Annotated in this window: 7 protein-coding genes; 5 read left to right on the top strand and 2 right to left on the bottom strand. The window is 34.5% G+C overall.

Annotated elements, in window-relative coordinates; all coding sequences use genetic code 11:
* Nucleotides 1-138: 138 nt before the first annotated feature.
* Entirely contained in the window at nucleotides 139-1,476 is a 1,338-nt protein-coding gene (gene gdhA / locus XYLOR_RS08835) for an NADP-specific glutamate dehydrogenase (protein ID WP_036878560.1), read from the bottom strand.
* 215 nt (nucleotides 1,477-1,691) lie between these two features.
* Nucleotides 1,692-2,975 (bottom strand): O-acetylhomoserine aminocarboxypropyltransferase/cysteine synthase family protein, encoded by a 1,284-nt coding sequence (locus XYLOR_RS08830; RefSeq protein WP_036878557.1) that lies wholly within the window; start codon nucleotides 2,973-2,975, stop codon nucleotides 1,692-1,694.
* Nucleotides 2,976-3,220: 245 nt separating this feature from the next.
* Between XYLOR_RS08830 and XYLOR_RS08825 the strand changes: the two genes are divergently transcribed.
* The 5 genes from XYLOR_RS08825 (at nucleotide 3,221) to XYLOR_RS08805 (ending at nucleotide 13,555) form a co-directional block, all read left to right on the top strand.
* Nucleotides 3,221-6,181 carry a PEP/pyruvate-binding domain-containing protein gene (locus XYLOR_RS08825; protein ID WP_036878554.1) on the top strand — a complete coding sequence of 987 codons (2,961 nt, stop codon included), beginning with the start codon at nucleotides 3,221-3,223 and terminating at the stop codon, nucleotides 6,179-6,181.
* 150 nt (nucleotides 6,182-6,331) lie between these two features.
* Nucleotides 6,332-8,137, top strand: coding sequence for an ATP-binding protein (locus XYLOR_RS08820; RefSeq protein WP_036878552.1), 1,806 nt, complete (start codon nucleotides 6,332-6,334; stop codon nucleotides 8,135-8,137).
* A gap of 140 nt (nucleotides 8,138-8,277) precedes the next feature.
* A complete protein-coding gene (locus XYLOR_RS08815; RefSeq protein ID WP_084608580.1) occupies nucleotides 8,278-9,036 on the top strand; it encodes a head GIN domain-containing protein in 759 nt (252 codons plus the stop codon).
* A 1,275-nt stretch (nucleotides 9,037-10,311) separates the two neighbouring features.
* On the top strand, nucleotides 10,312-11,880 hold the full coding sequence (locus XYLOR_RS08810; RefSeq protein WP_245601989.1) for a MutS-related protein: 1,569 nt from the start codon (nucleotides 10,312-10,314) through the stop codon (nucleotides 11,878-11,880).
* 109 nt (nucleotides 11,881-11,989) lie between these two features.
* Nucleotides 11,990-13,555 (top strand): glycoside hydrolase family 43 protein, encoded by a 1,566-nt coding sequence (locus XYLOR_RS08805; RefSeq protein ID WP_036878541.1) that lies wholly within the window; start codon nucleotides 11,990-11,992, stop codon nucleotides 13,553-13,555.
* Nucleotides 13,556-13,568: the final 13 nt, after the last annotated feature.

Here is a 13,568-nt window from a genome sequence, read left to right as displayed (position 1 = left end):
AAAGAAATGTTTTTTAATTATAAAGTCGATCAATAATTTTACAGAATCATTTTTTCTAAATTAGAAGCCTTGCCCCTCATTTTAAAAGAGGAACAAGGCTAATATATTTACTGAAATATTAAATTATTTCATAATCATTTACACAATACCTTGAGCCATCATTGCGTTTGCAACTTTCATGAATCCAGCTATGTTAGCACCTTTGACATAGTCGATATATCCATCATTAAGTTTACCATATTTTACACATTGCTCGTGTATGCTATGCATAATTTGATGCAATTTTTCATCAACTTCATCTGAACTCCAACTAAGGCGTATCGCATTTTGTGTCATCTCCAATCCAGAGGTAGCAACACCACCAGCGTTTACAGCTTTGCCAGGGGCAAACAATTGTTTAGCTTTTACGAATTTTTCGACAGCTTCTGCAGTACATCCCATATTAGAAACCTCAGCTACACATATAGGGTGATTAGCTAGTAGAATATCAGCATCATTGCCATTCAGTTCATTCTGTGTAGCACACGGTAATGCTATATCGCACTTAACTTCCCAAGGACGTTTGTTTGGAATAAACTTAGCCCCAGAAAACATTTCCGCATACGGTGCACAGACATCATTACCAGTGGCGCGAAGCTCAAGCATATAATCTATTTTCTCTCCACAAATTCCGTCTGGATCATATATATAGCCATCAGGACCAGAAATAGTTATAACCTTTGCACCAAGTTGTGTAGCCTTGGTCACAGCTCCCCATGCTACATTGCCAAAACCACTCACAGCAATAGTTTTACCTTTAATATCTATATTATGCGTTTGTAACATTTGATTTACAAAATAAAGGGCACCGAATCCTGTTGCTTCTGGCCTTATTCTAGAACCACCCCATTCAAGTCCTTTACCTGTTATAACACCATTCCATTGATGAGTTAGTTTTTTGTACATACCAAATAGATATCCTATTTCTCTGGCACCTACACCTATATCACCAGCAGGGATGTCTGTTTCTGGACCTATAACCTTAAAAAGTTCTGTCATAAAAGCTTGACAGAATCTCATAACTTCATTATCACTTTTTCCTCTTATTGAGAAATCTGATCCACCTTTGCCACCACCCATAGGCAAAGTAGTAAGTGAATTCTTGAAAGTTTGCTCGAATCCCAAGAACTTAAGAATAGAAAGATTTACTGAAGGATGGAATCTCAGTCCACCTTTGTAAGGTCCAATCGCGCTATTAAACTGCACTCTATAACCAATGTTTACATGTACCTCTCCTTTATCATCTACCCATGGTACACGGAAAGTAAGAATCCTTTCAGGTTCTACTATTCTTTCAATAATTTTTGCCTTTTCAAATTCAGGGTGCTGGTTATATACATCTTTAATTGAAATTAGGACCTCTTTTACTGCCTGCAGATATTCTGCCTCACCTGGGTGTTTTTGCTCCAAGTCTTGCATTATTTTCTTAACTTCCATAGTAATGTGTTTTTATTGTTAAATTATCAAATTGTCATTTAGACTATCACAAAAGTAGAATTTAATATTGGAATGACCAAAAGAAATCCCAAATATTTTGTATGTTTGCTTACGTTTTGTTAAAAGAGAAGATACTGCTAATATATTTGAAAGAAAAAGACAACCGTGTTTGTTAGGAATATTCGGTTGTCTTTTATCTTATGAAACTTTGGATGTTAAATTTTGTCCAAAGCCTGTTTTATGTCATCTAATATATCCTCAATATTCTCAATACCAACAGATATGCGAATCAAGTCAGGAGCTATTCCAGCTGCTTTCAACTGTTTCTCTGTTAACTGGCGGTGTGTGTGACTGGCCGGATGCAGTACGCAAGTGCGTGCGTCAGCAACATGAGTTACTATATTAATCATCTCAAGAGAATCCATGAATTTTATTGCTGTATCTCTGTTGCCCTTAAGTCCGAAAGCTATAACCCCACAAGAGCCGTTGGGCATGTATTTTTGACCTAGTTCATAACACTTGTCATCCTTTAGTCCGCAGTAATGTATCCAAGCCACGCGAGTGTCATCTTTCAAAAACTCAGCCACTTTTTGTGCATTCTTACAATGCTGAGGAACGCGCAAATGCAAAGTCTCCAGTCCTAAATTAAGCAAGAATGAATTGTTAGGACTAGGTATAGAACCAAGGTCACGCATCAGTTGAGCTACTAATTTAGTGATGTATGCTAATTTACCGAAAGCTTTAGTGTAAGTAAGTCCGTGGTATGACTCATCAGGTGTGCAAAGGCCTGGAAATTTGTCGGCGTATGCGTCCCAATTGAAATTGCCACTATCAACAATAGCACCACCAACAGAGGTAGCATGTCCATCCATATATTTTGTAGTAGAATGAGTTACTATATCACACCCCCATTCAAAAGGGCGACAATTTATAGGAGTAGCAAAAGTATTGTCCACTAAAAGAGGAACGCCATTCTTGTGAGCAATTCTTGAGAATTTCTCAATATCAAGAACATTGCATCCAGGGTTAGAAATAGTTTCACCAAATACTAATTTAGTATTAGGCTTAAATGCCTTTTGTATTTCATCTTCACTGCTTTCTGGATTAACGAAAGTACATTCAATACCTAACTTTTTCATAGTAACTCCAAAAAGGTTGAACGTTCCACCATAAATTTCGTTAGAAGCAATAATATGGTCACCGGCCTCACATATATTAAATACAGCATAAAAATTTGCAGCCTGTCCAGATGAAGTTAGCATTGCCCCAACACCGCCTTCCAGTGCCGCAATCTTTTTAGCCACTGCATCATTTGTCGGATTCTGTAATCTTGTATAGAAAAAACCTTCTTTTTTCAGGTCAAACAACATAGCCATTTCTTCACTGTTGTCATATTTGAAAGTAGTACTCTGTATTATAGGCAATACCCTTGGTTCTCCATTTTTTGGTTCCCATCCAGCTTGTACACATAAGGTGGATGTCTTCAAATTCTTTTTCATTTTTTCATTTATTGTTTTTACGATTTCTGAATGCAAAATAACAAAAAAAAATTGAGAAAAGACTTCAATGCAATTATAAATAAGCCTTTCTGGTTATATTTTAGTAATATTGTGACATAATCTGTCATTAATTCATAGCCGCAAAATAATAGATTTTTAAATAATAGAGTATATAATATATTACCATTCAGTTTGGTCCGATCGAAAAATTACATTAACTTTGCTGCAATAAATAACTAATATAAATGGAAAATAAAATACCACAAGAATGGAATCGTTTTTATCTTAAAGATGTCTCTTTCGTTAACCTTATGACCAGACGCATCTTCAATGTCTTGATTGTGGCCAATCCTTATGATGCTTTCATGCTTGAAGATGATGGTAGAGTGGATGAAAAGATATTTAATGAATACACTGAATTAGGTTTGCGCTATCCCCCTACATTTACCCAGGTCAGTACTATAGATGAAGCATCTCATGTTCTTAAATCTACAAATGTAGATCTTGTGATATGCATGCCGGGTAATGCAGATAACGATGCCTTTGCTGTTGCTCGTGCAATTAAAGACAGCTTTTCTGATATTCCATGCGTAGTACTTACCCCTTTTTCTCATGGTATAACAAAAAGGATGGAGAATGAAGATCTTTCAATTTTTGAATATGTATTTTGTTGGTTAGGAAATACTAATCTGATACTTTCAATTATCAAACTTATAGAGGATAAAATGAACATCGAACACGATATACGTGAAGCCGGTGTACAGATGATATTATTGGTAGAAGATAGTATAAGATTCTATTCTTCTGTACTTCCCAATCTCTATAATTATATTTTAGCTCAAAGCCAACGTTTTGCAACAGAGGCACTTAATCCACATATAGCAGCACTTAGAATGCGTGGCCGACCAAAAGTGGTACTGGCCCGGAATTATGAGGAGGCAATAAATATATACAACAAATATTCTGACAATACACTCGGGGTAATATCAGATTGTCGTTTTCCTGTTAATGGTGAGAAAGATTCAGAGGCCGGATTAAAACTTTTAACTGAAATTCGTAATAAAGATGAATATATACCTCTTATATTGCAAAGCTCAGAAACAGAAAATAAAAATAAAATAACGAAGCAAGGTTTCAGATTCATAGACAAGAACTCTAAGAAAATGAATATCGATCTACGCAATATACTGGCAGAACATATGGGTTTTGGAGATTTTATTTTCCGTGATCCCAAAACGCATGCAGAAATAATGCGTATTCACAATCTGAAGGAACTACAGGATAATATATTCAATATACCTAATGATTCTATGCTTTACCATGTGTCTCGTAATCACATGAGTCGCTGGTTGTGTGCCCGTGCTATATTTCCAGTCTCTGCATTCCTTAAAAATGTCACATGGCATAAGTTGCAGGATGTTAATGCGCATAGACAAATTATATTTGATGCCATTGTACAATATCGTCACATGAAGAATATAGGAGTGGTAGCAGTGTTTCGTCGTGATCAATTTGATAGCTACTCACATTTCGCCAGAATAGGTGACGGTTCATTAGGAGGAAAGGGTAGAGGTCTTGCTTTTCTTGACAATATAATAAAAAGTCATCCTGAATTCAATGAATTTGAAAATGCCAATGTCTCAATACCAAAGACTGTAGTGTTGTGCACAGATATATTTGATGAATTTATGGATAGTAACAATCTCTATCAGATTGCGCTTAGTGATAGAGATGATGATGAAATATTGCATCATTTCCTAAAAGCAAAGCTTCCAGACCGTTTGGTCGCCGATTTCTTTACATTCTTTGAAGCGACCAACAGTCCTATTGCTATACGTTCATCCAGCCTGTTGGAAGATTCTCACTATCAGCCATTTGCAGGTATTTATTCAACTTATATGATACCCTATCTTGAGGATAAGTATGAAATGTTGAGTATGCTGTCAAGTGCTATAAAGGGAGTATATGCATCAGTATATTATCATGATTCCAAGGCATATATGACAGCTACTAGTAACCTGATAGATCAAGAAAAAATGGCTGTTATCTTACAAGAGGTTGTTGGCAAACAGTATGGAGATCATTTCTATCCTAATATGAGTGGAGTATTACGCTCTATAAACTATTATCCAATCGGTGACGAAACATCCGAAGAAGGTGTCGTAAGTTTAGCATTAGGCTTAGGCAAATATATAGTAGATGGCGGACAAACCCTTAGAGTAAGTCCATATCATCCCAATCAGGTGTTGCAGACCAGTGAAATGGAAACAGCACTTCGTGAAACACAAACACAATTCTATGCACTTGACATGAAAGATGTTTGCGATGACTTTAAGGTAGATGATGGTTTTAATATAAAGCGTCTTCGTGTAAAGGAAGCAGATGCAGATGGATCATTAAACTACATAGCATCAACATTCGATCCACATGACCAGATAATTCGTGATGGTCTATATGAAGGTGGAAGAAAGATAATATCCTTCTGCGGAGTTTTACAGCAAGGAGTATTTCCTTTACCAAAAATTTTGCAGATGTCTATGAAATATGGACAATCTAGTATGCGTCGTCCAGTAGAAATAGAATTTGCATGTAATGTAAATGCAGATAAAACAGGAGACTTTTATTTGCTTCAGATACGTCCTATTGTAGACAGTAAACAGGTTCTTGATCAGGATTTGGCATTGATTAACGATGAAAAATGTCTGCTTCGTTCTCATAAATCATTGGGACATGGCATTTGTGATGATGTAATTGATGTTGTATACGTAAAGACCGACGATGATTTTTCTGCTGCTAATAATCTATATATAGCTGATGATATAGAAAAAATAAACAGGACTTTTCTAAATGATGGCAAAACTTATATCCTTATAGGTCCTGGCCGTTGGGGATCTAGCGATTATTGGCTGGGCATACCTGTAAAATGGCCACATATAAGTGCTGCGCGAGTTATTGTCGAAATAAGTCTGGCTAATTATCATGTAGATCCAAGTCAGGGAACTCACTTTTTCCAGAACCTAACAAGTTTTGGAGTGGGGTATTTCACTATAAATGCGAATGTAGGTGATGGCATATTCAGAAAAGACATACTAGATTCAATGCCGGCAGTAGAAGAAACTAAGTATGTACGGCATGTTCGTTTTACTAAACCTCTTAAAATAATGATGGACGGAATGAAACAAGAAGGAGTAATATTATATAAATAGTTAGTCTTAATTTTTGATACCTATTGTATTTCGAGTTACTATATATTAAGATCAATTAGGCTCATAAACATTATTTAGGATAAAAGCAAGGTTATTCTTTGGCTTTTTAAAATTTAAATGTAAATTTGCAAAATTAAAGATATACTGTTGATGTGGAAAATCTATAATATATTGCTTCTTGTTGTCGTGTTGATTGCTTTCAAGCCATTATTATGCGAAGCCTCAGAAGACAAAAATGCAACAAAAGAGAAAGTCCTTGTTGCAAAGTTTGTCAAAGGCTTCTATGATAAAAAAAATATGCATGAATTCATTAATACAGGCGAAGAACTGAAATCTCTATACGCTGAACGTGGCAATCAAGATAAATATTACAGAGTTTGGATTAATGAAATATGCTATTTTGCAGATGCATATCGGATATATAAGGGGCTTTATGAGACTAATGAAATGCAAACAAAAGCACTTCAAGAAAAAAATTATTATGGATTAGCTCAGAGTTATTATGCTTTAGGTTTACTGTATGGCAAAAGAGGAAATCAAAGTCTTGCTTTGAAAAACTATAAAAAGTCTCTAAGTATATTCAATAAGTATGTAAAAAATGCTAATACATCAGAAGTTTATTGGCAGATAGCAAATCTTTATATTGATGACTCACCTAAAGAAGCTGACAGACAGGCAAAATTAGCAATTCGTTTTGCCGGAAATAGAATATATGACCTATGCTATGGGTATGCAATCGAGTGCCTTGTTTCATTGCATCTAGATGATGAAAAAGGGTTCAGATATTATTATGATTTGTTCGTAAAGACTTCTAAAAAGGATAAGACTTTTCCTGCTGCAAGTTATAAATACTACTTTGTAAGTATAGATCGTTTTTTTAAGCATGATTATCATGGTGCACTTTCTGCAGCTGATTCGATAGAAATACCAGAAGACCGTGCAGAAATGAGATATCTTTTATGTACAAAAATAGGTAATCCTATCAAAACGTTACAATCTTATAAGAAACTTATAGAAGTAAAAGATTCTATAAGTGCTATTGTCAATGGAGAGGATTTTCTAGCGATGTCACATGATGCTGATGCTGTAAAAATAAAAAAAGTACAAGGTGAAATGAAGTATAACCTTTATCTAATTATTACTTTGGGTGTCGTATTCTTATTTCTATTTGTAGTAATATCATTTATGTATTATGGTCACATAAAACATAAGGAATTGGAGCGAATGAACCATAAAAACAAAGAATTGCGTAAAGCTTGGGAAAAAGCAGAAGAATCAGATAGACTGAAAGAAGATTTTATACGAAATATAAGTCATGAGATACGCACACCATTAAATGCTATAGCCGGATTTTCTCAGATTATCACGAGTTCGGGTATGAATTTGGATGATGATATGCGCAAAGAAATGTCACAACGAATAAATGATAACTCTTTGCAACTAACTGGTATTATAGACAATATGCTTGAATTGTCATTGGTGGAAAGTAATAGAGACACTCCTCAAAAGGAAAAGATTCTGTGTAGTGAATTCTTTAATAAGATTATCATTGATATGAAACCTTTTGCAAAAGATACAGTTCAACTTTCATATTCAAGTCGTTTTTCAGACCATTTTGAAATATATGCTAACAGAGTGCTATTAACCAAGGTTTTACAAAAACTATTGGATAACGCATGCAAATTTACAGAAAAGGGGAATATACGAATATTTTGTTCCTGCAATGATGATAAAACTAAATATGTTATTACTGTTACTGATTCAGGTATTCCTATACCTATAGATAAAGCAGAAATTATTTTTGAAAAATTTGTAAAGTTGAATGATTTTCTTCCAGGAGCAGGTATCGGACTTACATCATGCAGAAGTTTGGTAATGCGAATGGGAGGAACCGTAACTCTTGATACCAGCTATACAGATGGTAATCGTTTTGTCGTTTCTATACCGGCAATATGATGCCCAATATATATAGAAATAAAAATAATTTCAAAAAAAACATTCAAATATTTGGAGCGTATCAATATTTTATATACTTTTGCAGTGTTCTACATATGTATAACACTGCAAATATGCTTTTAACTATTAAAATATAAGATATGAAAAAGATTAGTTATTTTATGGCATTAGCCTTGGTCTGTTTGATTGCAATGACATCTTGCAGGCCTTCTGTTCTTTTCTCTCATAGAGGTGGAACGTATCTTGAACCAAGTGATAAGGTTATTACGAAAAATTATTCTGACATGAACTTTCAGTCTATAGACTTCAATACCGTAGGTGAGGTAGAATTTGTCCAGACTAAGGGTGGAAAGTGTAGTATATCTGTAACGGCTCCTGATAATTATATGCCTTTTATAATACTAAAGACAGAAAAAGGAGCTTTAAGTATTTCTTCAGATGAGAGATACGACATGCAGGATGGTCGTATCAAAATTCGGATATGCGCACCAACATTGAATTCAATTGATAACAGTGGTGTAGGCACTATTAATATTGGCAATCTTAATGTACCTAAAATAGATATAGACAATTCTGGCGTTGGTAAACTCAAAATAGATAATATTGAAGCTGTATCTGTTAAGATTGATAATAGTGGCGTAGGCAGTGTAGAAATTAAGGGTAAGGCAAGCAATGCTGTTTTAGACTGTTCTGGAGTTGGTAGTATTAATGCCCTTGATCTGCATGCTGTAACGGTAAAGGCTGATGTATCAGGTGTTGGTGGAATAAAGTGTTACGCTTCAGAAGAAATCTCTGGAGGTGTATCTGGAGTAGGTTCTCTAAAATATGCAGGAAAACCTAATAAGAAAAATTTGGAGTCAGATGGCGCTGTAGGAAAAACAGAAGAAATAAAAGAATAAGTTTAGTTTCCTATAATTTAAACCTCCATCCGTAAACTATTTCTCTCTCAAGTTTTCTGGATGGAGGCTTTTTTGCTTTATGTTGAATAGTGTTTGAATTTTTGGTATTAGGCTCTAAATTAGTAACTTAGGAGTTTATGAAAGGAATTTTAATTAAATTGTTAACGCAAACAAATTAATTGATTTAAATCAAGAAAATGACATTAAAATGAATATTCAATGACAGAACTATTGCATAAGTGAAAAAATAGCCTACCTTTGCATCGTGTTTTTCATAGTATTAGATTTAAGGTTAACAAAGGTTGGGACTCAGCGGAGCCCCTTTTTTTATTTCTATACCTCTGCTCTATATTATTTTAAAGGTTAGAAAATTACAAAAATAAAATACCACAATACCACTATTGGTGTTAACTGGCTGAATTACAGTAAAATAAGAATCAGCCCCTATAATGGTAAACACCACAAAACGTCACTAAAACGCCACCCCCAAAAGATTTAATAATTAAATATTTCTTTTATGTCAAGAAATTCAGTAATGTTTTTATGTTTATGTAAAGTGTTTCAGTAAAGCTTTCAATAACTTGTATAGTAAATCAGTAAGTATAACAACAAAGATGTATAGCTAATTCAGGCATAGTCAAAGTCATAGCTTTCACATTGTCGGATCATAGCTTTTGTATTGTCGGAGTATAGCTTTTCTGTATTAAGTAAGTAACTTTATAAAAGTGGCATTTTGGTGACGTTTTGTGGTATTTTATTAACTCTAAAAAGCCCATAAACACTAGGCTTGTGGTATAGTGGCGTTTTTATTATAAAATATTTGCTGTAAGATAACTTAATCAGTCTCCAATACATAATATTCAACATCATTATTATAAGGCCGAATGTCATTATAATGATTACGTTCAGACTATTATTGCTATTTCCATTAAAAAATAAAATGTTTCTTAATTTTAATCCTGTTTAGAGTATAAAGCATTAACTTTGCACAAATACCGCTCATCGTAGGATGAATCTATACAAAGTAATATGAAACAAAATTTTAAAAATTTTTATACCAATAAAGTAGAGTCATTAAACGTTGATATAACGTTACTGAAAAATAAAAATCGTTTTTTCATTGTTTCCGAATTGATATCGTTTATCGCTGCATTGACCTCATTTGTTTTCTATTGTATAGGAGGATTACATGTAATTTTACTTTTGATTACATTAGTGCTGTTAGCATCTTATGTGATTTTGCGCAGAAGGGATATTAACAACAGTGAAAACATAATGCGGTTGAGTAATATACAAAAAGTTTATAGTAAAGAATTGAAATATTTAGATTCTGATTTTTCATCTTTTGATAATGGAGCAAGATATGTAGACAGCAATCACTCATTCACATTTGATATGGATGTCTTTGGCTGTGATTCTTTATACAATCGCATCTGTAGGGCAATAACTGTGGGTGGACGTGACCGACTTGCTTCGAACCTTAAAAATCTTTTAAGAGATAAACAGGCCATAGACCGTAGGCGAGAGGCAGTGGACGAAATGGCAGAAGCTGATAAATGGAGAACTGATTTTTTGGCTTGCGGTCAAGAGCAGGTGATAGATACAAAAGCAATAATAGAGGTTCTTCGTAATGTTGGTAAAATGAAAGTAAATCCAAACCTTGGAACTCTTTACTCCCTTATTTTGGCTATCGTTGCGATCGTTATCCTTTTCGTTTTGATATTGCTGTCTGTATTCACACCTTTGAGTGCTGATTTTCCTATGATATGGAGTTGTATACAATTATTCGTTATACTTATGTTTACAGCTAAACCTCTTCGTGAGATAAGCAAGGCTGTTAACAGTCTGCATAAACAATTAAACTCATATATAAGAATTATAAAGTTGATTGCAGGTTCTGAATTTAAAAGCATTGAGATAAAACGGATAAAAGATTTACTCTTTTCAGAAACATCCAACTCTTTAGAATCATTCGGACAGCTCTCTGATATACTTTCCAGAATAGACCGTAGATCTAATATTCTAGGACTAGTCATCTTTAATATTCTATTTCTGAGTGATTTCTTCCTGGTAAGGAGATTTTTAAAATGGCAGAAAACTTATTTGGACAAAATAGAGGAATGGGTTGATGCATTGAGTGAATTTGATGCAATTGTATCTATGGCAACATTCAGATATAATGAACAAGAAGCCTGCGTTGCAAATATCGTTGACACTGATAATGTCGTGTATGAGGTCAGGGGACTATATCATCCGTTTATTGGCCCAGAAGCCGTAAAGAATGATTTTAATATTGTTGATGGTAACTATTATATAATAACAGGTGCTAATATGGCTGGCAAAAGCACATTCTTACGATCTATTGGGGTTAATTATATTCTTGCGCTTAACGGAATGCCAGTCTTTGCAGATTCATTCAGAGCTTCAATCTTTACACTATTCACCAGCATGCGTACTACTGATGACTTAACCCATGGGATATCGTATTTCAATGCAGAACTGTTGAGGCTTAAGCAATTGATAGATAATTGTAAACAATCCGATAATACTCTTATCATACTAGATGAGATATTAAAAGGAACCAACTCTTTAGATAAATTGAATGGCTCAAGACTATTTTTGCAAGAAATATCAAAGTTGCCGGTAACAGGCGTAATAGCAACACACGACCTAGAACTATCTAAGTTGGAAGATGAAAATCCTATGCGTTTCCATAATTATTGTTTCGAAATAAAACTTGAAGATAATATAAAATATTCATATAAGATAACAGAAGGGGTGGCACGTAATCAGAATGCTACATATCTCCTTAAGAATATAATAAAGGGTATTGATAGAATTTAATAATTTCATCTCGGTTTATGTCTTGTAGTATATACTATCCTTTTTTGTTTATAGCTTGGATTTAATAAAAATATTATCTAATTTTGCCGATTAGAAAAACGTTCTTACCATGAAAAAAATACTTTTGATGACAGTTCTTGGTGCTTTGTGTTTTAGCATAAAGGCACAGACTTATCATAATCCTGTGATTCCAGGTTATCATCCAGATCCAAGTGTATGTAGAGTAGGTAATGATTTCTATTTAGTAAATAGTAGTTTCCAATATTTTCCAGGAGTGCCAATATTCCATAGTAAAGATATGATACATTGGCAACAAATTGGAAATGTGCTTGATCGCAAATCTCAGTTGCCATTAATGGGCGCTTCATCATGGACTGGCATATATGCTCCAACTATCAGATACAACAATGGAACCTATTATATGATAACGACAAACATAGGGCATGGCGGTAACTTTTTTGTTACAGCTACAAATCCAAAAGGCCCATGGAGCGAACCGGTGTGGCTGAAACAAAAGGGCATAGATCCTTCTTTCTATTTTGAGAATGGAAAATGCTATATGGTAAGTAATCCTGATGATGCAATATGGTTGTGCGAGATAGATTCTAAGACAGGCAAACAACTAACAGAAAGCAGACAGATATGGCAAGGTACCGGTGGACGTTATCCAGAGGGTCCGCATATATATTATAAGGATGGCTATTATTACCTCCTGATATCAGAGGGAGGAACAGAATACGGACATATGCTTACGATTGCCCGTAGCAAGAATATCTACGGACCTTATGATGGTAATCCTAATAATCCAATATTATGTCATCAGAGGTGTATATCAGAAAACAATCAGATACAAGGTACAGGACATGGAGATTTGGTACAGGCGCAAGATGGTTCTTGGTGGATTGCATTTTTGGGCTTTCGAACTTATGGAGGTAATTATCATCATCTGGGTAGAGAAACATTCGTATCTCCTGTAGATTGGGCTGAGAATGGATGGCCAATCGTTAATAAGAATGGAACAATAGATACATTGATGGAAGTACATACACTTACTCCGGTTAATATGCCTTTATCTCCAAAAAGAATAGATTTTGATAATGTTAATAGCCTTAAGGAGATTGGTCCAGAATGGATTTATATCCAGAATCCAGATGAATCAAAATATGAGATAAAGAATGGCAAATTAAGATTGTATGCTTCTGCTAGCAGTTTGACCGAAAATATCCAACCTACTTTCATCGGTCGTCGTCAAGAGAGTGCAATGTTTTCTATTGGTACATCTTTATCACTTGGTAAATATATATCAGATGATGAGGCCGGACTTACTGTATACCAGACAAATGATGGTCACTATGATATAAGTGTCTCCAATGTAGATGGGAGGCAAGTAGTAAAATACAGGCTTCAAGTTAAGGGCTTAGTTTATGAAGACTATGTTAGCAATGCAGAAATATCAAAAGCGAAGAATATCTATTTACGTGTACGTGGTGATGAAAAATATTATCATATGGAATATTCAACAGATGGGAAACTTTATCATGAAATAAAGACAGCAGATACTTGTTTGTTGAGTTCTGAAGTAGTAGGTGGATTTACTGGTGTTGTCCTTGGTCTTTATTGTACGGGTAAAAACCAATCAGGATACGCCGATTTTGAATATTTCGATTATAAGTAAAATAGGTGTAATA

This window comes from Xylanibacter oryzae DSM 17970 (genome assembly GCF_000585355.1).
GTDB classification, from domain to species: Bacteria; Bacteroidota; Bacteroidia; order Bacteroidales; family Bacteroidaceae; genus Prevotella; species Prevotella oryzae.
This window is presented reverse-complemented; position numbering and strand designations above follow the sequence as displayed.

What these genes read in the sequence shown, in the direction of transcription:
- gdhA (WP_036878560.1), bottom strand. Translation starts at nt 1,476, where the DNA reads ATGGAAGTTAAGAAAATAATGCAAGACTTGGAGCAAAAACACCCAGGT.
- XYLOR_RS08830 (WP_036878557.1), bottom strand. Translation starts at nt 2,975, where the DNA reads ATGAAAAAGAATTTGAAGACATCCACCTTATGTGTACAAGCTGGATGG.
- XYLOR_RS08825 (WP_036878554.1), top strand. Translation starts at nt 3,221, where the DNA reads ATGGAAAATAAAATACCACAAGAATGGAATCGTTTTTATCTTAAAGAT.
- XYLOR_RS08820 (WP_036878552.1), top strand. Translation starts at nt 6,332, where the DNA reads ATGTGGAAAATCTATAATATATTGCTTCTTGTTGTCGTGTTGATTGCT.
- XYLOR_RS08815 (WP_084608580.1), top strand. Translation starts at nt 8,278, where the DNA reads ATGAAAAAGATTAGTTATTTTATGGCATTAGCCTTGGTCTGTTTGATT.
- XYLOR_RS08810 (WP_245601989.1), top strand. Translation starts at nt 10,312, where the DNA reads ATGCGGTTGAGTAATATACAAAAAGTTTATAGTAAAGAATTGAAATAT.
- XYLOR_RS08805 (WP_036878541.1), top strand. Translation starts at nt 11,990, where the DNA reads ATGAAAAAAATACTTTTGATGACAGTTCTTGGTGCTTTGTGTTTTAGC.